Genomic DNA, 23,599 nt, shown 5'->3' on the forward strand with positions numbered 1-23,599 from the left:
AATGAAAAAACTTATGGAATTAATGGCAGAGGAACTTGCTTCTGCTTTTGAAAAAGCCGGATATGATCCGTCATACGGCAAAGTAACCGTTTCCAACCGTCCTGACTTATGTGAATATCAGTGCAACGGAGCAATGGCAGGAGCCAAAGCTTACAAGAAAGCACCGTTCATGATCGCAGATGATGTAGTTGTATATCTCAAGGACAGCAAGATCTTTTCTATGGCAGAGGTTGTAAAACCAGGTTTTATCAACCTCAGAGTCAGAGAAGAATTCCTTGCAGACTACCTTAAGGAAATGGAAGCAGACCCGAAATACTCTGTCAGGACTGCAGAGACACCAAAGACCATCATCATCGACTACGGCGGACCGAACGTAGCAAAACCGCTCCACGTAGGACATCTTCGTTCCGCGATCATCGGAGAGAGTATCAAACGTATCGGCAGATATGTAGGACACAAGGTGATCGGTGACGTACATCTCGGTGACTGGGGACTCCAGATGGGCCTTATCATCACAGAACTCAAACACCGCAAACCGGAGCTTGTTTACTTTGACGACAGCTATCAGGGAGAATACCCGCAGGAAGCACCGTTCACCATCAGCGAACTGGAAGAGATCTATCCATGTGCAAGCGGTAAATCCAAAGTAGATGAGGAATACCGTAACGAGGCACTTGAGGCAACACATCAGTTACAGCAGGGCAAACCAGGCTACATGGCTCTCTGGAACCACATCATGCAGGTTTCCGTAACTGACCTCAAGAGAAACTACAGCAATTTAAATGTATCCTTCGACCTCTGGAAAAAGGAATCCGACGCACAGCCATACATCCCGGATATGGTCCAGATGATGAAAGACCAGGGCTTCGCATACGAAGATCAGGGAGCACTCGTTGTAGATGTCAAAGAAGACACAGACACCAAAGAAATCCCGCCATGCATGCTTCTCAAATCCGACGGAGCATCCCTTTATACAACAACAGACCTTGCAACGATCGTAGAACGAGTAAAACTCTTCGATCCGGATGAGATCCTCTACGTCGTAGACAAACGCCAGGAACTCCACTTCATCCAGGTATTCCGCTGCGCAAGAAAGACCGGTCTCGTAAAACCAGAGACAGAACTTTCCTTCCTTGGCTTCGGTACCATGAACGGAAAAGACGGCAAACCATTCAAGACAAGAGACGGCGGCGTTATGCGTCTTGAAAACCTGATCGCAGACATCGACGAAGAAATGTTCCACAAGATTGTCGAAAACAGAAGCGTCAAAGACCAGGATGCGCAGGAAACAGCCAAAGTAGTAGGCCTCTCCGCAATCAAATACGGTGACCTCTCCAACCAGGCAACCAAAGACTACGTCTTCGACATCGACCGCTTCACCTCCTTCGAAGGAAACACAGGTCCGTACATCCTCTACACAATTGTACGAATCAAATCCATCCTGAACCGTTACAAAGAAGAAGGCGGAAACCTCGAATCCGGAGAACTCCTCCCGGCAGTAAACACCAGCCAGAAAAACCTCATGCTGGAACTGACCAAATTCGGAAGCACCATCGAAAACGCCTTCGAAGAAAAAGCACCACACAAAATCTGCGCTTACATCTACGAAGTCTCCAACGCCTTCAACAGCTTCTACCACGAGACCAAGATCCTGAGCGAAGAAAACCAGGGCCAGAAAGAATCCTTCCTCAAACTCCTGAGCCTCACCAAAAACATCCTCGAAACCAGCATCGACCTCCTAGGCTTCTCAGCCCCAGACCGCATGTAAAAGTTTCTGTCCCTCAACCATCTCCCCCTGTCCACAAAGCGTGGCCGAAAAAGGGGGTGCCCGAGGGGGAAAAACGGCCTTCGCAACTTCGAGTGCGTTCCCCCTCGGACGGTTTTGGAAAATTAGAAAGGAGAATAGTTATAGATTTAACAGGCAAAATCCTAAAAAACCGCTACTGCATCATATCCAAGATAGGAGAGGGCGGGGAGGGAACCACTTACCTCTCCCGCGATATGGACCTGGGCACCTTCTGGACCATCAAACAACTCCCCATCTCAAAGAAAACCGAAGCAAAACTTCTAAAACATCTCAACCACCCATCCCTCCCAAGAATGACAGACTACACCGAACAAGACGATTCCTGCTACCTCGTTATGGAATACATCAAAGGCAAATCCCTTGAATCCCATCTAAAAGAATCTTATCAATTTTCTTTCGACCAAATCTTAACGATCACCCATACAATTCTTCAAATTTTTCAATACCTGCATTCACAAAAACCCTCCATTTATTATGGCGACTTAAAACCAGACAACTTAATCTTAGATGAAAATGGAAAAATCTACCTCATAGATTTTGGAAGCGCCCTGTGCAGTTACAAAACTGCAAGAAAAACGATAAAGGGAACAAAAGGCTACGCCGCTCCGGAACAATACGAAGGCATCCTGACCGCACCCAGCGATTTCTACGCCCTCGGCAAAACACTGCAAAAACTTTGCGGAAAAAAGAAATACCACTATTATATCCGCTCCCCGCAATTCGCAAAATTCATTCACAAATGCTGCCGCCAGGACCCGGACAAACGCTGGCAGAATGCAGAAGAAGCAGAAAAATATCTTGCAAAGATCAATTGGAAACCATTCTCCCTGAAATCCGTCCTGGTTCCGGTCTGTGCTGCACTCCTCACCCTCCTGGCAGTTATCCACGGCGCAGAACAGCAGCCGGTACTTCCAGAATTCCAGAACGCACTGGCAGCCGTGACAGCCAGATTTTATAGCATGGAATATCAAAGCAGCGATAAAAAATCCAGAGAACTTTTCTGCCTGGATACGGAACACAGATTACAGCAGATGCTCAAACTCTACAGAAAAAGTGAAGAGCAGATCCGCCTCCTGGAATTACTGGCGTGGAACGGAGAACTGTTTGGCAAAGCAAACAAAGCAGAGTTTTATTACAGACAGCTGATCACATACGAACCGGAATACGGAGCAGGCTATCTGGAGTTTGGAAACTTTCTCAACAGACAGGGGCGATATGAACAGAGTATGGAGGTATACAGAGAATGGGAAAAACAGACATCAGAAAAGAAAACAGACAACAGTCGGATAACGCAGAATCAGATAGAAGCATGGAAAAAAGAAGCATCCTCAAAATAAAAAAGAACTTTCTGGCAGGAGTTACGCTGTTGATATTTTTACTGCTCGCAGTAAAGGTTGTCCAGGCGATCGAACTGGGCGGCTTTGATGTTGATATGGGAACAGGAAGTTTCGAGGATGATTCCAGCTGGGATCAGGAAGAAACCACAGGTGGGACGACATCGTCCGACAATGATAATTATGACAGTAACAACAATTGGAGCAACACAGAAGATTCCTGGAATACAGGAGACGATTCCTCTGGCGCAGGTGCAGGAAGTTACACGACAGAAAACACCAATACCGCACAGCCAGAAATAGACTGGAACGATTTTTTCTCAGCAGACTCGTATGAAGATGGAACTTCAAACAACAACACCGTGTCTCAAAATAACAGCTCAGAAACCGCCAGGGCCGCAGACCATCAGAACAGTAATGATACCCTTTACAATATTGAAAATACAGAACAACAGATCGCAGACATATCTCCAACACCAATTCCTTCCCCCACACCAACAATGACACCAATCCCATCCATCAGTCCCACTCCAACCCCGGTCTCAGAAATCCAGAAAAATATCCTGACAGTTCCACAAAAAGAAGAAGAGCTTACCGAAGAAGAATGCCGCCAGAAAATGCAGCTCATTTACTGCAGAAAAGAGATCCGGAATGCAGCAGAGGCAGAAATCATCCCGGATCGATCACGTGTGATCGCAGTTGTCTCGATCCGGATAAATGGAAAAGAAGCAGACTGGCACTGGAGGAGCAGCAGGATCCTGCTGAAACTGAACCCACAGGAAATGCAGACAGAAATCGAGACAGCCATAGTGTGCAGGAAAGAATTGTCGTGGACGGAAGCAAAAAAGAATGCTATACTAACGTATAATATTTTTTGACAATGGAGGAAATTTATGTATAAAGCAATTTTTTTTGATCTGGATGGAACACTGACAGAGTCTGGCGAGGGAATCACCAAATCCGTTCAGTATGCACTGGAAAAGATCGGAAAACCAGAAGAAGACCTGGAGAAACTGAAAGTCTTTGTCGGACCGCCGCTCATGGAACAGTTCATGAAATACGCCGGTGTGGACGAGGCTACTGGACGCAAGGCAGTAGAATTTTACAGAGAACGATATGAAGTAAAGGGAATTTACGAGAATCATCCATATGAGGGTGTGGAGGAGATGCTTCAGGAACTGAAACGCAAAGGTTACATTCTGGCAGTCGCTTCCTCAAAACCAGAGTACTATGTAACGCAGATCCTTGATTATTTCAAGCTGAGTTCTTATTTTGATGTGGTTGTAGGAAGTGAAATGAACGGTGCCAGAACAAGCAAATCAGAGGTGATCGAGGAAGCATTGAAACGCATCAACATGAGCGATAAACGAAACGAAGTTCTCATGGTAGGTGACAAAGAGCACGATGTTCTTGGCGCGCGTGCGGCAGGACTTGACTGTGTGGCAGTTGCATATGGTTATGGAACACAGGAAGAACTGACAGAGGCGAATCCTCTCAAGATCGTTGATTCTGTCGATGAACTGCTTCATTTTTTCGACTGAGCCCTCTGCGTAAACAAAGCCGCATCCGCCGGATATGGAGAGTTCTTTATCCATGCGGAATCCATTTCCTGATCTCACAGATCATAGGGTATGCAGGAATCTGGCTTGCGATGCAGCTTTTGGGCGAAGGGGGAACGGAGGCTTATTATAATAATGCGATCCTGCTCACAGGGCTTACCGGACTTATCACTATGATTCCCTGTCTGTACTTTTACAAGAAGGACCGTCGGGCGAGAATAGCCGGCGGGCTGGTAACAGGACAGAAACCGAATCGGTTAAGCATTGGCGAATGCGGACTGATCCTGGTCATGGGAGCTGGTTTTGCGCAGTTTGCAAATATGTTCGTCAATATGATAGGTTCCTTTCTCAATGCAGAGGAATATCAGGAGACGATGAGCCAGCTGACGGATGGCAAGAGCATGTTTTTCCTGATCGTGTGCATGGGAATCATAGCACCACTTGCGGAGGAGATCGTGTTCCGCTGGCTGATCTATCTGAGACTCCGGGATTATATGCGCTCCGGTGAGGCGATCGTGATCTCCGGTCTGTTCTTTGGCATTTATCATGGAAATCTGGTGCAGGGTGTCTATGCAAGTATACTCGGATGTCTTTTCGCGTATTTTCTTGAACAGACAGGCAGCCTGTGGACAAGTGTCCTGCTCCATATGGGTGCCAATATATGGTCGCTGGTCCTTCCTGAGCTGGCGGCATGGCTGCTTGATAGATATCCGATGGGAATTGCCGTGATGCTGGTTCTGCTTCTGACTGGAATGTGCGCCGGGATCAGCTATTTCCGAAACCGTACGGATACAGAACAGCGAAGGATCATATAAGAAAAAGAAACTTCTGGAATGAGATTTTATTCCGGGAGTTTTTTTATTGCCCGAACGGCTCAAACCGGCTTTATGGAAATTTTAGATTTGAAAGTATTGTCTGAAAGGCATGGATATGCTAGAATGAGTGTATTAAAACAATTAGTACACTATATACACATAGAAAATGCAGGAAAGGAGGACCTATGATCGTTTTAGACTATCAGGACAGGCGGCCGTTGTACGAACAGGTAACAGAGAAATTCCGGACGCTGATCTATCAGGGCGCACTGCCGGCTGATTCCAGACTTCCATCTGTACGGCAGCTGGCAATAGAACTGTCGATCAACCCAAACACGATCCAGAGAGCGTATATGACGCTGGAGCAGGAAGGACTGATCTATCCGATGAAAGGCAAGGGGAATTTCGTGGCAGACACACAGAAGATACAGGAAAAATACAAAGAAGATTTTCGCAGCGAATTTCTCGAACTGGTAAAGCGAGGCTGTCGAAGTGGATTTGAAGAAAAGGAACTGCTCACATTAGTACAGAGAGGGTACAAGGAGGAACAGAAATGATAGAGATCAGAGAGTGCAGCAAGGCATTTGGAGCACTTCAGGCGGTCAATAACATTTCCATGGATATTGGAGAGAGGGAAGTGTTCGGACTGGTTGGAAGCAATGGCGCAGGAAAAAGTACCCTGCTTCGAATGGTAGCAGGAATCCTGAAGCCAGATAAAGGCAGCATCACCGTTGACGATATGGAAGTCTATGACAATGAAACTGCGAAAGAGCTGTTTTTTTACATATCTGATGACTGCTATTTTCCGACAAATTTTACACCGGCAGATATGGCGGCTTTTTACAGGCTTCATTATCCGAAGTTTGAGATCCAGCGTTTTTCCAAACTGATGCGGCAGTTCCGGCTTGATGAGAAACAGCGGATCAGCAGTTTTTCGAAAGGAATGAAGAAGCTGCTCATGGTACTTCTGGGAATCAGTGCAGGAACGAAATATCTTCTCTGCGATGAAACTTTTGACGGACTGGATCCGGTGGTGCGGCAGGGGGTCAAGAGCCTTTTTGCAGCAGAGATCCTGAGCCGGGAATTCACACCGGTCCTCGCATCACATAACTTGAGGGAACTCGAGGATATCTGTGACCATGTGGGTCTTTTGCATAAGGGCGGCATGATCCTCAGTAAAGATCTGGAAGACATGAAATTCCATATCCACAAGATCCAGTGTGTATTACAGGATAAGAAACTGGAAGACGCACTCAGGAAAGAACTGGATGTCCTCAAAATCGATCATCAGGGATCCCTCACGCTTATCACTGCAAGGGGGACAAGGACAGAGATCATGCACAGGATCCAGGAAAAAAATCCACTGTTCTGCGAGGTACTTCCACTGAGTCTGGAAGAAATTTTTATCAGTGAAACGGAGGTGGCTGGTTATGAGATCCAGAATCTTTTCTTCTAAATATATCAAAACGGTATCCAAAGGACAGGCATGGATACCGGCGTTTCTGACACTTGGATTTATCCTGGCATTTCCGGTGATAGGACTGGAGAAACTGGGATCCTGGAGAAATCTGGGATATACGCAGGATCAGATCACACTTTTGTATTATCGTTTGTGGAAGGATGGATTTGTCCTGACAGGAATGGCTGTTGCGATGGCGGCAGGATTTATGAATGCAGTAAATGGATTCCTGTATCTGTATTCCAGAAAGAAAACGGATTTTTATCACAGTCTTCCAATGAAACGGTCAGAACTTTTTGCAGAAAAGGCAGTAATGGGACTGATCTACTATCTGGTGCCATATATCGTTATAGAATTTCTGACAGTCTGTGTTGGGGCAGCGAGGGGGCTTTTCAGCCTGGAATTTATGGGAATGGCAGTAAAAATGCTGTGCCTTCACCTGCTCGTTTATCTGATGATCTACTTCAGCGTTGTACTGGTCTTATGTATAACGGGAAATATGCTGATGGGAATCCTGACTTTGGGTGGAATGTATCTGTACGGGATCGCACTGGAACTTGTCCTGGTGGCATGCGGACTTACTTTTCTGGATACTTTTATAGATAAGAGATATGGGATCATGGCATTTCTTTTGAAGGATGCTTCGCCTGCGGCATTTGCGTTCAGTCTGGCAGATGCCTACTCAGCCGGACACGCGGCGAAATATCTTGTGGCACTTGTGATCCTTATCGTTGTACTGGCGGTTCTTTCCTGGATCGCCTATGAAAAAAGACCTTCTGAGGCAGCAGGAAGATCCATGGTATACAGATGGGTAGCAGTACTGGTGAAATTCATGGTCGTGATCCCGACAGGACTGGCAGTGGGCTGGATCTTTTATCCGCAGGCAGATGGAGGGACAAAACTGATCTGGTGGGTGTTCGGCCTGATCCTGGGAACGGTACTTTCACATGGTATGATAGAAATTATCTACCATATGAGCTTCCAGAAATTTTTTGCAAAAAAAATGCAGCTTGTACTGGCAGGAGTGCTTGTGTTCGGATGTGCGATGATCTATCAGAAAGACCTTCTTCATTTTGACAGCTATCTTCCGAAACAGGAGGAGCTTGCATCTGTGAATATCAGTAACGGATATGATCAGGATTATTATGCTCATATAGAGAAAGCAGCAGATGGAGAATTTTATGATCTGACAGATAATTATAACTGGTACGATCCGGCAAATGCTCTGACAGGGGCAGACGGGATCGGAGACGAGACATACGAGGCTCTTGAAAATATCGTGAAAGACAGCCTGAATGTTGATAAAGCAAAAAAGAGATCTTATTTTATCTCTGTGAAATATACATTGAAATCCGGGCGTGTTGTATGCAGAGGTTACTGGGCTGATGTGAAGAATCTGAGAACTCTCATGAAAGGATTGTACGCAGAAGAAAATCTCAAAGAGAAAAAATACGAATTTCTGGATCTGGATGAAAAATATCTGACGACCATAGGAATGACAGATGCATGTGGAATGGGGTACAGTATCTTCCAGAATGATGACAGACAGAAACAGGAACTTCTCGATGCACTGAAAAAAGACATCGAGTCCGCATCAGCAGAAGATATGATGGAAGAAATAATAATTCAGCTTGACTTTAATTATGCACTTCCGGTCAGAAGTAATATCAACAGTCTTGTGCCGGGCAAGAACAATGAAGAAGTTACGTATGTGGACTGGAACCTTGGAGTTCCACCTTCTTTCAAAAATACACTTGCAATTCTTAAGAAAACAGGATATCCTCTGACAATAGAAGAACTGGATATCAACAAGATCTCACTGACTTATTATGAAGAGGAAAACATTTCCGAACAGGAAGAGTTTTTTTATACGAAACCAGAGGAAATAAAAGCAATCCAGAATGCACTGGTCCTGGAACGGAATGCATATGCGGGCGGTGATACGGAGACAGTTTCCAATGTAGCTGTTGCCGTTTACATGGAACAGGGGGAGATGATGAATTCCCTGTTTCTAAAGAGAGCAGATGTACCAGATTTCGTACTGGACAAAATGCAGGAACTTGGAATCAGCCCGGAGTTTTCTGATAACAGTGACGATGACGGAGATACAATGACAACCTACCAGAAGACCATAAACAGTTCGGGCAGGTGGCTCGCCTGGTTTGGAAAGTGAGACAGAATGAGGAGTGATTATGGCAAAAGCAGTAAGACTGGATAAATTTCTTGCGGATGCAGGGAAGGGAACCAGAAGTGAAGTAAAGAAATTTATACAGAAAGGTCAGGTTCAGGTCAACGGAACACCGGCGAAGAAACCGGAGCTTAAAGTCGATCAGGACAAAGACGTAGTCGTGCTTGCAGGTGAGACGGTTGGTGCGGCACCGGAGTTTGTCTATTATCTTCTGAATAAGCCGGCGGGCTGCGTCAGTGCAACAGAAGACAGAAACGACAGAACTGTCATGGAATATGTACCATCTGACAGGAAGGGACTTTTTCCGGTAGGCCGTCTTGACAAGGATACAGAAGGACTTCTCCTGATCACCGACGACGGAATGCTGGCGCACGAACTGCTTGCCCCGGGAAAACATGTGGACAAGACCTATTTTGTCAGAGTAGAGGGGAATGTGACACCGGAAGCAGTCGCGAAACTTGAAGAAGGCGTGGATATCGGAGAAGCGAAACTGACCATGCCGGCAAAAGCAGAAATCGTAGGCGGAAGCTTTGAAGAGACAGACGGATCTTTCGGACAGACAGCACGTGTCCGCAGAGAAAATCTCCCGGAAGTCTACACAGAACTCCATCTGACGATCCACGAGGGCAAATTCCACCAGGTCAAACGGATGATGGAAGCAGTCGGAACACCGGTCATCTACCTCAAAAGGATCTCCATGGGAACTCTCACCCTCCCGGATGATCTCAAAAAAGGCGAATGCCGTCCGTTGACAGAGAAAGAAGTAACAGAACTGAAAGAATGCGTAAAACGTTAAAGAATCAGTAAAATTCATAAGAAAAAGTGCGAAAACCCTCTTTACACGGAGGGTTTTCTTATGCTATACTCTAGAAGTTGCAATGTGCGTAAAGACGCACAAATAAAAAGTCACGTACAGAGATTCCGATGGATGGTGCCCTTACGGTGTGAGGTTGGGTCCGGATAGAAAGTGATCTGTGCGGAAGAATTTAACCAAAAAGGAGAAAAATCATGAGCGTTATTTCAATGAAACAGCTTTTGGAAGCAGGTGTTCATTTCGGACATCAGACAAGAAGATGGAACCCTAAAATGGCTCCGTACATCTACACAGAAAGAAATGGTATCTATATCATCGACCTTCAGCAGTCTGTAGGTATGGTTGACGATGCTTACAATGCAGTAGCTGATATCGTAGCTAACGGCGGAAACATCCTTTTCGTTGGTACTAAGAAACAGGCTCAGGACGCTATCAAAGTTGAAGCAGAGCGTTGCGGACAGTACTATGTAAACGAGAGATGGCTTGGTGGTATGCTTACAAACTTCAAGACAATCCAGAGCCGTATCGCAAGACTGAAACAGATCGAAGCTATGGAAGCTGACGGAACTTTCGAAGTACTTCCAAAGAAAGAAGTTATTGAATTAAGAAAAGAACTTGCTAAACTGCAGAAGAACCTTGGCGGTATCAAAGAGATGAAACGTCTCCCAGATGCAATCTTCATCGTTGACCCTAAGAAAGAGAGAATCTGCGTTCAGGAAGCTCATACATTAGGTATTCCGCTTATCGGTATCTGCGATACTAACTGTGATCCGGAAGAACTTGACTATGTAATCCCGGGTAACGATGATGCTATCCGTGCCGTAAAACTGATCGTTTCCAAAATGGCAGACGCTGTTATCGAAGCAAATCAGGGAACAACAGAAGCTGAAGAAGCAGAAGTTGAGGAAGCTACAGAGGAATAATTAATTTAATAATTCCAGGAGGAAAATACAATGGCTATTACAGCAGCTCAGGTAAAAGAATTAAGAGAAATGACCGGTGCCGGAATGATGGATTGTAAGAAAGCTCTTACAGCTACAGAAGGCGATATGGACAAAGCAGTAGAATTCCTGCGTGAAAAAGGTCTTGCTACAGCTCAGAAGAAAGCAAGCCGTGTTGCAGCAGAAGGTCTTTGCAAGACTCTCGTTGCTGATGACGAAAAGAACGCAGTTGTTGTAGAAGTTAACTCTGAGACAGACTTCGTTGCTAAGAACGAAAAATTCCAGAACTATGTTGCAGAAGTTGCAGCACAGGCACTTACAACTTCCGCAGCAGATATTGATGCTTTCCTTGCAGAGCCATGGGCACTTGACACAACCAAGACTGTAAACGAGGCTCTTGCAGCTCAGATCGCAGTTATCGGTGAGAACATGCACATCAGAAGATTCGCTCAGGTGAAAGAAGAGAACGGTTTCGTTGCTTCTTACACACATATGGGTGGAAAGATCGGCGTTCTTGTAGACGTTGAGACAGATGTTGTTAACGATGCAGTCAAAGAAATGGCAAGAAACGTAGCAATGCAGATTGCAGCTCTGAAACCGCAGTACACAAGCGACAGCGAAGTAAGTGCTGAATACATCGAGCATGAGAAAGAAATCCTTCTTGCTCAGATCCAGAACGATCCTAAGGAATCCCAGAAACCGGAGAAGGTTATCCAGGGTATGATCACTGGACGTATCAAGAAAGAACTCAAAGAGATCTGCCTTCTTGATCAGGTATACGTTAAAGCAGAAGACGGAAAACAGACCGTTGCTAAATACGTAGAAGAAGTTGCTAAAGCAAACGGCGCTAAGATCACAATCAAAGGTTTCGTTCGTTTCGAGACTGGAGAAGGTATCGAAAAACGCCAGGACGACTTCGCAGCTGAGGTTGCAGCACAGGCTGGTATGTAATCTGTAAAGATTAGATATCTATCATAATTCAACTACTAAGAGGCCCTGAAAGCCTTATAGCACTCATTTGGGAGTGGTTATAAGGTTTTCGGGGCTTCTTTTTGTCTGAGGAGAGTATCCCGGATTGTAATAACTGTCAATAGAGTCCACGCAAATGTCGATGGAAAATGACCTAAACTATAGTAATTACATACAAAGTCCACGAAATTACAGGAGCTGTATGACTTAAATAACAATAAGTATAAATCAAGCCTACGAAAACTTCTTAAATTGTATGACTCATATTATAATAAGTATAAGCTGGATCATTGAAAGCTTTAAAATTGGATGCTCAAAACATGAGTAAGCACAATTTGAGTCAATAATAGGAGTAAAATCAGATGACTTGAATGCCCAGTTGTTGGAAAATAAGTCGATGAATACTGCGGATGTGCAAAGTAAAAATTTAATATAGATATATTGAATTTTAGGAAAAACAATGCTACTATAAAGTCAAAGCATATTTCTCTACAAATTCAAGGCTTTTTGCCGTCTGATTTTCTATATTCACTTCAGAAATCCATGCTTTTAAATCCAATTAAAAAGAAAAGCAGGGGTTTGGAGTGCACTAAATAATAGTACGACACGTTCTTGATGCTCCTGCAAAAAACAGGAGGTAATGCCTATGGCAAAAAGAAAGAACCATGAAACTGTTACAACGAAGAAAAAACAAATGAGCGGGAAGATGTTGCGGGCAAACAAGAAGTATAAAGATACAGTTTTTCGGATGCTGTTTTCTGATCGTGAAAATCTACTGTCACTTTACAATGCGATTAATGGAACTACATATGAAAATCCAGAGGCACTGGAAATTGTAACGCTTGAGAATGCTATTTATATGGGGATGAAAAATGATCTGGCATTTATTGTAGACACGAATTTGTTTTTATATGAACATCAGTCAACCTATAATCCGAATATGCCGTTGAGAGATTTATTGTACATATCCAGTGAGTATCAGAAATTGGTGGATCACAGATCGTTGTATCCTTCGATTTTACAGAAGATACCGGCACCAAATTTTATTGTGTTTTATAATGGAACAAGAAAGAAGGAAGATCGGTGGGAAAATCTGCTGTCTGAAGCATTTGAACATTTGGAGGGAAAACCAAATCTGGAGCTGAGAGTAGTTACGCTGAATATCAATGAAGATCATAACCGAGAGTTAATGGAACAGTGCAAAATATTGAGAGAAGAAGAGGAAGAAAAGAAACTTCGAGAAGCAGAATATGAGGCTGGATATGACAGTGGAAGGCAGAACGGGTTAACAGAGGGAGAACTGCGAAAGGCGAAGGAAACTGCGGCAGAGCTTGCAAAGCTGGGAATGGCAAGCACGCAGATTGCAGATGTACTTAAAACAGAGGAAACAGTTATTTTTCAATGGCTTGAGGAATGCGCAAAATAATTTGATTGCGGATGTTTCTATCCTACACTTGCAGTCTATAACGCAGGTGCGGCACTGTATCGAATTTTCTTCAAAAAATCCGGTCAGCTACATTGGCACCTGAATCATGAAACTGGATGTCAGCCTGCAGAAAAAGATCCTCTGGAGCGCAGTTCCAAACGGAGTGGAGATTCAAACAGGGAAAATGGAAGACATTCAAAGTAATATAAAAAGTATAAGAAAAATACCTTGAAACCTGAGATTCAGAGTGCTAACATAATGGAAAGTACCTGGGACTTTATGAGGTCAGGGTATTTTTTATTTTAGTAAAAAAGGAAGAAAAACAAATGAAAGTTCTGGAAATCATATCACCGGTACTGGTGATGATCATTCTTGGTATTTTATGCCGGAAATGGAAACTGCTGAACAAGAACGGCATCGACAACATGAAAGCATTGGTCACAAACATCATGCTTCCGGTAGCAATTTTTCATGCACTGGCGACATCAGATTATGGAGCAGAAACGGCGAAACTGGTCGGGATCATGTTTATCATGCTTGTGGTATCTTTCAGTATCGGATTTCTTATGAAACCGCTTATGACCGAAAATTACCGCAAGTATCTGCCATTTATGGTCAGTGTGTATGAGGGCGGTTCGATGGCATATCCTCTGTACACAAGTCTCTGCGGACAGGAAAACCTGTCACAGATCGCAGTTCTTGATATTGCGGGATTGCTTTTTGGATTCAGTATTTATATGGGAATGCTTGGACAGACCGAGAACGGTGAGAAGATCAATGTAAAAAATCTTGCAGTAAGCGCAGTAAAAACACCGGCATTTATCGCGAGTGTTCTGGGAATCATTGCGGGATTGACAGGCGTGATCAAACTTCTGCTTGCAAGCCCGGCAGGCGGGATTTATACAAGCGTGGAAAGTATTCTGACCACAGCTCTGACAGCGGTCATCCTGATCGTGGTAGGTTTCAGCATGGAACTGACACCGGAACTTTTTGGATCGTGTATCCGGACGATCGTGATGCGTATTGCTTTGCAGGCAGTTATGATCGTGGGTGTTCTCCTGGCGGTACATAGTTTTATCGGAAGTAATACACTGCTGGATCTTGCGGTGATCACCTATATGTCTGCACCGGCTACGTTCAGTATGCAGACTTTCCTCAAGAGAGAAGATGGAAGTGCGTATGTATCCACGACAAATTCACTGTATTGCATTGTGTCGATCGTGGTGTATATGATCCTTGCGTTTTTTACATATTAAAATAGAGAATACTTATAAACAAGTGCCATACGGAGCAAGAAAACCGTATGGCACTTGTTATATATATTGTATATAGTGAAAAAATAAGCTGAATATTACCGGCAAATGGAAGGAATCGCAATACCGAACTCAGGCAGAATGGGGCATGCCGGAAGCAGGAAGAGGATTCTTGGAAGAAATCTGAAGTGAGGCATAAGCCTGTGCGACATCTGTGGCAGTCATGTGTTCCAGTTTTTGAAGAAAGGCAGAGGAATCCTTTTGACTGGAGCTGAGATAGAGTAACTGATGAAATAAATCAAATGTCATAGAGATCCTCCTTTTTGAATGATGGTGAATAAGCAATCGTGTATAAAGTGAAATCTAACGTTTTTATAATAATAACGCTTATAACATAAGAAAAAAATAGAAATAACGCCATATATATGGTAAAATAACGCCAGAATAAATTAAACTGGAGTGAGAAAATGTTACTGGAAGATCTGATTATCACAGACACAAGCAAAGAAAATGTGTTTGAATTACAGGAAAATTATCCATGCTGCAGCAGAGATATGGTCATAACAGCGGGGAACAGCCGGGTTGTTCCCTGGCACTGGCATGAGGAACTGGAGATTCTTTATGTCCGAGAAGGAGAAATAGATTACTGGACAGCAGGAAACTGCATCCGTCTCAGGAAATCGGATGGTATTTTTATTAACACAAACGTGATGCATCAGGTGATTTTTCCGCAGGAAATGGAGGATGCCAGAAGCCAGGTCTTTATGTTCCGACCGGAATTTCTGGCAGAAGAAGGCAGCCTTTTACATAAAAAATATATCTGCCCTGTTTTGTATGATCACAAATTTCAGGCGGCGGTGCTGCGTCGAGAAAGTGAAATGCAGAGAAAAGTGCTGGAAGATATGCTGGAAATGGATCGAATCCAGGACAAAAAGGCATTCGGATATGAGATGGCATTTCGCAATAAGATAGCAGAGATGTGGATAGATTTTATCCACATGTTAGGCGTGGAACCGGAAACTGCCAAACTTCGTACTTCAGAAAAAGAAGAACGTCTCAAAGAAATGCTGGCCTTTATTCATAAAGAATACAGAAATGAAATTTCCCTGAGTGATATTGCAGATGCTGCAAAAGTAAGCAAAAGAGAAGCTCTTCGATGTTTTCAGGAAGAAATCCATATTTCACCGGGTGCTTATCTCAAAGATTACCGCCTGCAGATGGCGTGTACCATGCTGAGAAATACCTCTGAGACGATCACGACAGTTTCCCAGAACTGCGGCTTTCATTCTGCCAGCTATTTCGGCAAAGTTTTCCGCAGCCAGATGGGATGTACACCGTATGAATTTAAGAATAAGACCGGAACCGGAAACAGAGAGGGAATTTCTGAAAAAAATTAGTTTCCGGAAGATATTGTAGAACGTAATATGAAATTTGTGTCAGTTCTGTTATCAGAAACTACCACATTTATGTAGAGAACTGTACTGTCAGGGGCAACAAAAAAGAGGCTGCCGCCTGGAAATGTCCAGTGCAACAGCCTCTTTTCTTCGTAGGAATTTATCTGTGTAAAAAGGGGACGATTAAGAAGTTTAACATTTGGTGAAGTACATGGAGATACCCTGTCCGCCGCCAATGCACATACTGATCATGGCATCCTTCTTATCTGTTCTCATTAATTCATAGAGAACTTTTACGGTAAGCACACATCCGGTCGCACCGATTGGATGTCCAATGGAAATACCACCACCATAGATGTTTACTTTGTCTTTGTCAAGACCAAGGTCTCTTCTTACGGCATAAGCCTGGCTTGCAAATGCTTCGTTGATTTCAAACATATCAATATCTTTCAGATTGATGTCGAGTTTTGATGCCAGCTTTTCACTGGAGAATTTTGGGGAGTAACCCATCAGTTCAGCATCGAAACCTGCTACTGCAAAATCAACAATTTTCAGTTTAGGAGTAACACCAAGTTCTTTTGCCTTGTCAGCAGACATAATTACAACTGCAGCTGCACCATCGTTAAGACTTGAAGAGTTGCCGGCGGTAACAGTGCCACCTTTTACGAAACAAGGACGGAGTTTTGACAGCTTTTCAAGAGTCTGACCTTCTCTTGGACCTTCATCTGTATCAAAAACAGTCACATTACCTTTTCGGTCTTTTAATTCAACCGGGAGAATTTCATCTTTGAATTTTCCCGCTTTGATAGCTGCCACAGCACGCTGATGACTTTCAAGAGCGAATTCGTCCTGTTCTTCTCTGGTTACATTATATTTTGATGCCACGTTTTCTGCGGTCACACCATTATGTTTTCCATCCAATGGCCAGGTCAGAATATCAATGACTCCATCCTCGAATGTTTTGTGACCCATACGTGCGCCCCAGCGGGCATCTTTTACATAATACGGAAGCTGAGAAATATTCTCTGCACCTCCGGCAACTACAACATCAGCCTGTCCAGTCTGGATTTCCATAACAGCATCTGCAATGGACTGAAGGGAAGAACCACACTGTCTGTTTACAGAATAAGCAGTTGTTTCTTTTGGCATGCCGGCTTTCAGACTGATCGCTCTTGCTACAAATCCATTTTCTGCAATCTGTCCTACCTGTCCGATGATAACCTCATCAACATCTGACGGCTGGATTCCTGCGCGGTTAACTGCTTCTTTTACAACCATAGCTCCCATGTCAATAGCAGAAATACTTTTCAGGTTGCCACCGTAACTTCCTACAGGGAGACGTACACCACTTACAATTACTACATCTTTCATTTTGAGTTCCTCCATATTTTTTATGACATAAATCAGCTGAAATTTTGACTTGCTCAAACGATCATTCCACCACCGACATTGATAACTTCTGAGGTGATATAGGCAGCCTCATCAGATGCAAGAAAGGCAACCATATTTCCTACGTCAGAAGGTTTACCTGCATATCCCATAGGGATTCTCTGCATCATGCTGTCCCATGCGGCTCCATCATTTACTTCTTTCAGTTTAAGAGTCATATCGGTTTCAATGAATCCAGGGCAGATGGCATTGCATGTGATGCCTTTGCGGGCACTTTCTCGTGCGGCGGTTTTAGTGAGACCTACAACGCCTGCTTTGGCAGCGGCGTAATTAGCCTGTCCGATATTTCCAAGCCAGCTTCCGGAAGAAATATTGATAATACGTCCGCTTCCCTGAGCACGCATGTGTTTCAGAGCTTCCTGGGTACCAAAGAATACGCCTGTAAGATCGACATCAATTACCATCTGCCAGTTTTCTACAGGCATTTTGTGAAGCATGCTATCACGGTTGATACCTGCGTTGTTTACCATAATATCCAGCGTTCCATAAGTGTCAATGGCGTATTTTACCAGTGCATGTACTTCTTCCTGTTTGGAAACGTTTACAGCAAAAGCCGAAGCTGTCCCCCCTTTTGCAACGATTTCCGCAACTGTATCATCAGCAGGTGCCATATCAGCGACAACCACTTTTGCACCTTCTTCTGCGAGTTTCATGGCAATTCCTTTTCCCAGACCACGTCCGGAACCTGTTACAATTGCTACTTTGTCTTTTAATCTCATGATATAATCCTCCTAAATGATTTTTTATGTTAAAAATTTTAATGGTTACGAATGATATCTTTCAGTCCGTAGGGGATTGCTTCAGAGAAAATTGCCGGATTCATTTCTTTCAGATTTTCACTGATGATTGGTTTGAACTCCATCAGATCAAGAATCTGGGTCTGAAGGTCAATGCCAGGGGCAATTTCTGTAAGCACAAGTCCTTCTGGTCTGAGTTCAAATACAGCACGTTCTGTGATAAAATGCATTTTCTGATGTTTTTCTCTGGCTATTTTTCCATTATAGGAAATCTGTTGTACTTTATTTACGAATTTGATAAGACTGCCTTCTTTATTGATATGAAGATGACCATTCTCAAACGAGCAGTCGAGACCCTTCCCTGTAAAAGAAGAGCAGAAGACAACATGTTTGGCATTGGTTGTTATATCGATAAAACCACCGGCTCCGGTAGGATTTGGACCGAGTCTGGTTGCATTGACATTTCCGTCCGGGTCAATTTCACCGGCACCCATGTAGGTGACATCTACGCCGGCACCATTATAGTAGTCAAACTGGTCATCGTGTCTTAAGAGTGCAAAATTGTTTTTGGCGATACCAAAATCAATACCACCCATAGGAATACCACCGTAAATACCTGATTCTACAGTGACAGTTACATCGTCGCCAACACCTTCTTCGGAGATGATCGGGCCGACAACATCATTGGGAATACCAGTTCCTACATTCAGTACATCGTCAACCTGAAGTTCCATGAGAGCACGTCGTCCAATGACTTTGCGGAGGTTCATAGGAAGTGCATCAGAATCGGAAACAGGAACTTTGATGTCTCCACAGTAGGCAGGATCAAATGCAAAACTGTGTGTCTGACGATGATCCTCTTCTGGATTCGGACACATAACAACTGCGTCAATAAAGATTCCCGGAACAGTAACTCGCTTGCAGTGAAGAGTACCGGATTTTACTTTATATTTTGCCTGGGCGATAACTTTGCCGCCGAATTTCTTGCAGGCCATAACAGCGGAAAATACTTCCAGCTGCATTGCTTCTTCATCTGTGGTGAGGTTTCCCATTTCATCTACATAAGTTCCCCGGATAATACAGTAATCAAGTGGAATTGGCTTATAGCGCATGTATTCTTCACCATCAATTGTGACAACATCTACAATATCGGGTGCGTCTTTTGTAATGGCATTCATTTTTCCACCATCAATACGCGGATCAATAAAAGTTCCAAGACCTACTTTGGTGATTTTTCCAGGTTCACCTCCTGCCATACTGCGGTACAGCTGAGCGAACTGTCCCTGAGGGATACAGTAGGCAAGGATTTTATTTTCTGAGATAAGTTTCATCATACGTGGCTGCAGACCCCAGTGTCCTCCGATGATACGGTACAGCATTTCTTCATGTGAGAAATGCTGTATACCTCTGTCACGGTCGCTCTGTCCACAGGAGTGAACCAGTGTCAGATGGTTGGGACTTCCCGTTTCAAGGAAACGCTTTTCGATAGCTTTCAGAATAGTTTCAGATGCAGAAACCAGGGTCATGCCTATTGTTGCAATGGTACTGTCATCTTTTATCATAGCTGCGGCTTCTTCGCCGGTTACAAATTTTGGCTTTTTCATAATGTCCTCCTGTCATATTAGTGCTTCAGAACATTTTCCGAATAGCACGTTTGTCTATCTTACCGTTAGGAGTAAGGGGAATTTCATCAGTAATGAGAATTCGCTTTGGAATTTTGTATTTTGCAATTTTTTTGTGCAGAAGTGCCTGGATTTTAGGTTCGTCCAGATCACTTCCGGGACCAAGTTTTACAAGAGCCGCTGCGACTTCGCCGTAAACATCGTCCGGAATACCTACAACAGCTGCCTCATTTACTCCTTTTAACTTATAAATTTCATTTTCTACATCAAAGCTGCAGATTTTTTCACCTCCTCGGTTGATCATATCTTTTTTGCGATCCACTACGAACAGATAACCTTTTTCATTAAAATATCCTAGATCTCCGGTTCCAAGCCATCCATCCTTCAGGGAAGGAGTATCTGTTTTATAGTAGGAAGTAAGTACCACATTGCCATGAATCCATATTTCTCCAATCTGACCGTCTTTCAGTGGGGCGCCATTGTCATCGCGTATTTCAAAAACAGTTCCGGGAACCGGAAAACCGGAAGAACCGATATAAGGACTGGTACTCGCATCACCAGGAAAAATAGTGGCTGGAGAGGTTGTTTCTGTCAGTCCATATACTGTATGAAAAACAGAATGAGGAAGCCAGTTGTGTATGGCGGTGAGTTTTTCTTTCGGCATGTTACTGCTTCCGCATGCAAACTGTTTCAGCGTCGGAAGAGATGGAAATAAATCTTTTTCTTCCAGAAGCATGGAAAAGACTGTAGGTGATGCGTGAAGAAAAGTAATATTATGCTCTTTTACACACTGAAGCACCCGCCTGGCATTAAATATTTTGTGTAAATATAAGGTTCCTCCGCAATGTATGAACAGACCGAGTAGTGCAACCATTCCTGTAACGTGATAAATAGGTATGGGAATCACTGAAATGTCGTCAGCTGTGATGTTTAGGATTTTCTGATAAGTAGCTACTGCATTCATAATATTGTAGTTTTTGATCACAACGCCCTTGCTTTGAGAAGTTGTTCCCGATGTGAACATGATGATTGCGTCATCAAAGGAATCATGGCAGACCGGACTTTCAGTTTCAGGAGAATGATAAGTAGCCAGTCCATAGCCTTTTTCAATATCAGAACAGGCGATGCGTCGAATTCCCTGAGTTTCAAAATCTTCAAACCATTTATAGAAATCCTGATCGCAGATGATACAGCTCACATCAGCTTTTTCTACTAACGAGGATACTTCTTGCTTTTTGTATTTACTTGGGAGTGGAATAGTGACAGCGCCAAGTTTTAACAAAGCAAGAAACGATACACAGAATTCCAGACAGTTATACATCATCAGAGCAACGTGGCTATTCCTGTGAATATTCTGCTTTTGGTACAGATAAGAAGCAAAAGCGTCTGTCTTTGCCAGCAGATCTGTATAGGTACAGGAACGGTCATAATTGTCTACAATCGCTGTTTTGTCTGGAAACGACTGCGCTGTCTTACATAAAGCATCATACAGTGTTGTGGGAAGGCTGGTATAACATAGAATATCTGAACCAGGATTTAATGGTTCTAATTGAAAATCGACCAACCCTTTCCATTTGTCTGTTCCAGAAAGCATTTGATTAACCTCCTTTTAAGAAAACGGTTTCGCTTATGCGAACATGATAATGTAAAAATAATGGAAAGTCAATATGGAAAATATGCACAAAATAACCAAAAAATATTTGGTAAACAGGACGAATGCGATAAAAAAGTATAAAAACTATTGATTTTTGAACAATAGAACTGTATACTCTGGTTATCAAAACAAGAAACCGTTTTCTAAACAAAATTTTAGAAAAATGGAATCTTACTAAGAAAACGTTATCTTAAATAAAGGAGGTATTAGGATGGCAAAATGGACAGTGCGGGCTATTCAGGTAGGAAGTATTGATCTGGATCGTTCAGCTATGACACATTTTAAAGGAAAAGGTGAACGTATTACAGTTCCGATCTGGTGTGCAGGGGCGACAGATGGAATACATAAGGTGATTGTAGATACGGGAATTCGTGATCTCGAAGAATACAGAAAAGCGGAACCTGGAGTAAAACAGACACCAGATCAGGTTACAACAGCTGCAATTAAGAGAGTCATGGGATGGGAACCTGATGACATTGATATTGTTATCAACACACATCTTCACTGTGACCATAGCGGAAGTAACAGAGAATTTAAAAATGCTAAGTTCTACGTTCAGAAAAAAGAGTGGGAAGCTGCATTTAATCCTCTTGTGCCGGAGGCGCCTTTCTACGATAAACTTTGCTACGACAAGAATGCAGTTAATTATTTCCAGTGGAATTTCCTTGAGGGAGATACAGAAATCCTGCCAGGACTGAGAGTGATTACAACGCCAGGACATACAAGAGGACATCAGTCAGTAATGTTTGACACAAAGGACGGAGTTGTATGTGTTTCAGGTGATATCTGTAATGTGGCAGAAAATGTAAATGGTAATCTGGAGCCGAATATCGTGGTAATGGTTCCGGAAACATATGAAAGCTTTGAACGCATCCGACAGTTTGCACATTATATTCTGCCAGGACATGAACCGGCTATTGAGGATGGTTCTGACAAGTTTATAGCTGTTTTATAAGAATATCTATTAGGGGAAAATAAAACTATACAAAACTATATAATAAGGAGAAAACAATATGAAAAAAAGAGCATTGGCAATCGTTATGGCAGGTTTAATGGCAGTATCTATGAGCAGCGTATGTGCATATGCAAAAGACGAAGAAAAAGAAGCGAAAACAGAAGGATTCTACATTGGTCTGTCAAATGGTTACTGGGGAAATACCTGGCGTGCACAGATGGTAGAGGATTTTGAAAACAAGGCAGAAGAATATAAAGAAGAAGGTATTATTTCTGATTATATGATCTCCAACTCAAACAGTGACGCAACAGAGCAGCTGAACCAGATAAATGCAATGATCGATTCAGGAGTTGATGCAATTCTTATTGATGCGGTATCTCCTACAACAATTAAATCCGCAGTTGAGAAAGCAAAAGCAAAAGGAATTCTCGTAGTGATTGCAAATGACCCGGCAGCTTATGAAGATACGATCTGTGTCTGTGGAGATAATTATACATGGCAGAAGATCCAGGCAATGTGGCTGATGGAACAGATCGAAGGAAAAGGCGATATCGTAAAGATTACTGGTGTATCTGGTAATGCGGCAGATACTATTCGTGAGCAGGCTAATGATGATATTCTGGCAGAATATCCAGATGTAAATGTTCTTACTTCCGCACCTGGAAACTGGTCACAGACAGATGCACAGTCCGTTATGACGACATTTTTATCAAGCTACGACAGTATTGATGCGATTCTTGAACAGGACGTAATGGCAGAAGGTGTTATCAAAGCATATGAAAATGCCGGTAAAGATATCCCGGTTATGACAGGAGATTACACAAAATCCTTCTTTGCAAAATGGGCAGAAATGGAAGATCTTAATACAGTTGGTGTTCCGTATGCACCAGGTAATGCAACTGTAGCACTTGAGGTAGCTGTGAGATTGCTTCAGGGAAAAGAAATCGATGAGGCTAATTTAGTTGCAAATCCAATGGATGAAAATCTGATTAATACAGTCATGGTAGCCCCGCCGTACGTTGTTACCAAGGAAGCACAGCCGGACGCTACGTGGATGGAAGGACTGGAAAATACAGAAGCTATTTCACTGGATGAAGCAATGGAACTGTTAAAAGATTCAGCTGATACGGCTGCATTAGACGGTTATATGTCAGACGAAGCTGTCGACAAATTATTCAAATAAAGAAACCGTATTCAGGGACTGGCGGTAGTTGATGCCTCCG

At 43.3% G+C, this 23,599-nt stretch carries 21 protein-coding genes; 16 read left to right on the forward strand and 5 right to left on the reverse strand.

Annotated features, from left to right (window positions below; translation table 11 throughout):
• Position 1: 1 nt before the first annotated feature.
• The 13 genes from argS (at position 2) to WMO75_RS05740 (ending at position 14,568) form a co-directional block, all read left to right on the forward strand.
• Positions 2-1,768: an arginine--tRNA ligase gene (gene argS / locus WMO75_RS05680; RefSeq protein ID WP_022214356.1), complete on the forward strand. Its 1,767-nt coding sequence runs from the start codon at positions 2-4 to the stop codon at positions 1,766-1,768.
• Positions 1,769-1,860: 92 nt separating this feature from the next.
• Positions 1,861-3,144 carry a serine/threonine protein kinase gene (locus WMO75_RS05685; protein WP_349077731.1) on the forward strand — a complete coding sequence of 428 codons (1,284 nt, stop codon included), beginning with the start codon at positions 1,861-1,863 and terminating at the stop codon, positions 3,142-3,144.
• Positions 3,145-3,173: 29 nt separating this feature from the next.
• Positions 3,174-4,019, forward strand: a complete 846-nt coding sequence (locus WMO75_RS05690) for a hypothetical protein (RefSeq protein WP_349077733.1) — start codon at positions 3,174-3,176, stop codon at positions 4,017-4,019.
• Positions 4,020-4,034: 15 nt separating this feature from the next.
• Positions 4,035-4,682, forward strand: coding sequence for an HAD-IA family hydrolase (locus tag WMO75_RS05695; RefSeq protein ID WP_022214353.1), 648 nt, complete (start codon positions 4,035-4,037; stop codon positions 4,680-4,682).
• Positions 4,683-4,792: 110 nt separating this feature from the next.
• Positions 4,793-5,515 carry a CPBP family intramembrane glutamic endopeptidase gene (locus WMO75_RS05700; RefSeq protein ID WP_243875189.1) on the forward strand — a complete coding sequence of 241 codons (723 nt, stop codon included), beginning with the start codon at positions 4,793-4,795 and terminating at the stop codon, positions 5,513-5,515.
• Between the two features lie 185 nt (positions 5,516-5,700).
• Complete coding sequence (locus tag WMO75_RS05705; RefSeq protein WP_227222286.1) at positions 5,701-6,072, forward strand: GntR family transcriptional regulator; 372 nt, start codon at positions 5,701-5,703, stop codon at positions 6,070-6,072.
• Positions 6,069-6,971, forward strand: a complete 903-nt coding sequence (locus WMO75_RS05710; RefSeq protein ID WP_349077735.1) for an ABC transporter ATP-binding protein — start codon at positions 6,069-6,071, stop codon at positions 6,969-6,971. The genes WMO75_RS05705 and WMO75_RS05710 overlap by 4 nt, the downstream gene beginning before the upstream one ends.
• Complete coding sequence (locus WMO75_RS05715; protein WP_349077736.1) at positions 6,946-9,147, forward strand: DUF6449 domain-containing protein; 2,202 nt, start codon at positions 6,946-6,948, stop codon at positions 9,145-9,147. The genes WMO75_RS05710 and WMO75_RS05715 overlap by 26 nt, the downstream gene beginning before the upstream one ends.
• Positions 9,148-9,166: 19 nt before the next feature.
• Positions 9,167-9,958: a pseudouridine synthase gene (locus WMO75_RS05720; RefSeq protein WP_227222288.1), complete on the forward strand. Its 792-nt coding sequence runs from the start codon at positions 9,167-9,169 to the stop codon at positions 9,956-9,958.
• A gap of 212 nt (positions 9,959-10,170) precedes the next feature.
• Positions 10,171-10,899 carry a 30S ribosomal protein S2 gene (gene rpsB / locus WMO75_RS05725; protein ID WP_118252664.1) on the forward strand — a complete coding sequence of 243 codons (729 nt, stop codon included), beginning with the start codon at positions 10,171-10,173 and terminating at the stop codon, positions 10,897-10,899.
• Between the two features lie 30 nt (positions 10,900-10,929).
• Positions 10,930-11,868 (forward strand): translation elongation factor Ts, encoded by a 939-nt coding sequence (gene tsf / locus WMO75_RS05730; RefSeq protein WP_227222289.1) that lies wholly within the window; start codon positions 10,930-10,932, stop codon positions 11,866-11,868.
• Between the two features lie 664 nt (positions 11,869-12,532).
• Positions 12,533-13,312 carry an RpnC/YadD family protein gene (locus tag WMO75_RS05735; protein ID WP_349077737.1) on the forward strand — a complete coding sequence of 260 codons (780 nt, stop codon included), beginning with the start codon at positions 12,533-12,535 and terminating at the stop codon, positions 13,310-13,312.
• A gap of 326 nt (positions 13,313-13,638) precedes the next feature.
• Complete coding sequence (locus tag WMO75_RS05740) at positions 13,639-14,568, forward strand: AEC family transporter (protein WP_349077738.1); 930 nt, start codon at positions 13,639-13,641, stop codon at positions 14,566-14,568.
• A 129-nt stretch (positions 14,569-14,697) separates the two neighbouring features.
• Here the strand turns inward: WMO75_RS05740 and WMO75_RS05745 are convergent, their stop codons facing one another.
• On the reverse strand, positions 14,698-14,874 hold the full coding sequence (locus tag WMO75_RS05745) for a hypothetical protein (RefSeq protein WP_158583625.1): 177 nt from the start codon (positions 14,872-14,874) through the stop codon (positions 14,698-14,700).
• A gap of 158 nt (positions 14,875-15,032) precedes the next feature.
• On the opposite strand from WMO75_RS05745, the gene WMO75_RS05750 reads away from it, so the two are divergent.
• Positions 15,033-15,962, forward strand: coding sequence for an AraC family transcriptional regulator (locus WMO75_RS05750; RefSeq protein ID WP_118698672.1), 930 nt, complete (start codon positions 15,033-15,035; stop codon positions 15,960-15,962).
• A gap of 189 nt (positions 15,963-16,151) precedes the next feature.
• Here the strand turns inward: WMO75_RS05750 and WMO75_RS05755 are convergent, their stop codons facing one another.
• From WMO75_RS05755 to WMO75_RS05770, 4 genes are read right to left on the reverse strand one after another with little or no spacing between them, the layout of a single operon-like run.
• Positions 16,152-17,330, reverse strand: a complete 1,179-nt coding sequence (locus WMO75_RS05755; protein ID WP_349077739.1) for a thiolase family protein — start codon at positions 17,328-17,330, stop codon at positions 16,152-16,154.
• A 53-nt stretch (positions 17,331-17,383) separates the two neighbouring features.
• A complete protein-coding gene (gene fabG / locus WMO75_RS05760; RefSeq protein ID WP_349077740.1) occupies positions 17,384-18,127 on the reverse strand; it encodes a 3-oxoacyl-ACP reductase FabG in 744 nt (247 codons plus the stop codon).
• 38 nt (positions 18,128-18,165) lie between these two features.
• Entirely contained in the window at positions 18,166-19,749 is a 1,584-nt protein-coding gene (locus WMO75_RS05765; RefSeq protein WP_291581934.1) for an acyl CoA:acetate/3-ketoacid CoA transferase, read from the reverse strand.
• Between the two features lie 25 nt (positions 19,750-19,774).
• Positions 19,775-21,361 carry a class I adenylate-forming enzyme family protein gene (locus WMO75_RS05770; protein WP_022214338.1) on the reverse strand — a complete coding sequence of 529 codons (1,587 nt, stop codon included), beginning with the start codon at positions 21,359-21,361 and terminating at the stop codon, positions 19,775-19,777.
• A gap of 271 nt (positions 21,362-21,632) precedes the next feature.
• Here WMO75_RS05770 and WMO75_RS05775 point away from each other — a divergent pair, with 271 nt between their 5' ends.
• A complete protein-coding gene (locus WMO75_RS05775) occupies positions 21,633-22,376 on the forward strand; it encodes an N-acyl homoserine lactonase family protein (protein ID WP_022214337.1) in 744 nt (247 codons plus the stop codon).
• Between the two features lie 58 nt (positions 22,377-22,434).
• Positions 22,435-23,559, forward strand: coding sequence for an ABC transporter substrate-binding protein (locus tag WMO75_RS05780; protein WP_349077741.1), 1,125 nt, complete (start codon positions 22,435-22,437; stop codon positions 23,557-23,559).
• Positions 23,560-23,599: the final 40 nt, after the last annotated feature.

The organism is Blautia intestinihominis (genome assembly GCF_040096655.1).
Classification (GTDB): Bacteria; Bacillota; Clostridia; order Lachnospirales; family Lachnospiraceae; genus Blautia_A; species Blautia_A intestinihominis.

Bases quoted from the DNA above. Each gene is read 5' to 3' on its own strand.
- WMO75_RS05780 (WP_349077741.1), top strand. From the start codon at position 22,435: ATGAAAAAAAGAGCATTGGCAATCGTTATGGCAGGTTTAATGGCAGTA.
- WMO75_RS05705 (WP_227222286.1), top strand. From the start codon at position 5,701: ATGATCGTTTTAGACTATCAGGACAGGCGGCCGTTGTACGAACAGGTA.
- WMO75_RS05715 (WP_349077736.1), top strand. From the start codon at position 6,946: ATGAGATCCAGAATCTTTTCTTCTAAATATATCAAAACGGTATCCAAA.
- WMO75_RS05765 (WP_291581934.1), bottom strand. From the start codon at position 19,749: ATGAAAAAGCCAAAATTTGTAACCGGCGAAGAAGCCGCAGCTATGATA.
- argS (WP_022214356.1), top strand. From the start codon at position 2: ATGAAAAAACTTATGGAATTAATGGCAGAGGAACTTGCTTCTGCTTTT.
- WMO75_RS05720 (WP_227222288.1), top strand. From the start codon at position 9,167: ATGGCAAAAGCAGTAAGACTGGATAAATTTCTTGCGGATGCAGGGAAG.
- WMO75_RS05700 (WP_243875189.1), top strand. From the start codon at position 4,793: ATGCAGCTTTTGGGCGAAGGGGGAACGGAGGCTTATTATAATAATGCG.
- WMO75_RS05745 (WP_158583625.1), bottom strand. From the start codon at position 14,874: ATGACATTTGATTTATTTCATCAGTTACTCTATCTCAGCTCCAGTCAA.
- tsf (WP_227222289.1), top strand. From the start codon at position 10,930: ATGGCTATTACAGCAGCTCAGGTAAAAGAATTAAGAGAAATGACCGGT.
- rpsB (WP_118252664.1), top strand. From the start codon at position 10,171: ATGAGCGTTATTTCAATGAAACAGCTTTTGGAAGCAGGTGTTCATTTC.
- WMO75_RS05770 (WP_022214338.1), bottom strand. From the start codon at position 21,361: ATGCTTTCTGGAACAGACAAATGGAAAGGGTTGGTCGATTTTCAATTA.
- WMO75_RS05735 (WP_349077737.1), top strand. From the start codon at position 12,533: ATGGCAAAAAGAAAGAACCATGAAACTGTTACAACGAAGAAAAAACAA.
- WMO75_RS05750 (WP_118698672.1), top strand. From the start codon at position 15,033: ATGTTACTGGAAGATCTGATTATCACAGACACAAGCAAAGAAAATGTG.
- WMO75_RS05740 (WP_349077738.1), top strand. From the start codon at position 13,639: ATGAAAGTTCTGGAAATCATATCACCGGTACTGGTGATGATCATTCTT.
- WMO75_RS05710 (WP_349077735.1), top strand. From the start codon at position 6,069: ATGATAGAGATCAGAGAGTGCAGCAAGGCATTTGGAGCACTTCAGGCG.
- WMO75_RS05775 (WP_022214337.1), top strand. From the start codon at position 21,633: ATGGCAAAATGGACAGTGCGGGCTATTCAGGTAGGAAGTATTGATCTG.
- WMO75_RS05695 (WP_022214353.1), top strand. From the start codon at position 4,035: ATGTATAAAGCAATTTTTTTTGATCTGGATGGAACACTGACAGAGTCT.
- WMO75_RS05755 (WP_349077739.1), bottom strand. From the start codon at position 17,330: ATGAAAGATGTAGTAATTGTAAGTGGTGTACGTCTCCCTGTAGGAAGT.
- fabG (WP_349077740.1), bottom strand. From the start codon at position 18,127: ATGAGATTAAAAGACAAAGTAGCAATTGTAACAGGTTCCGGACGTGGT.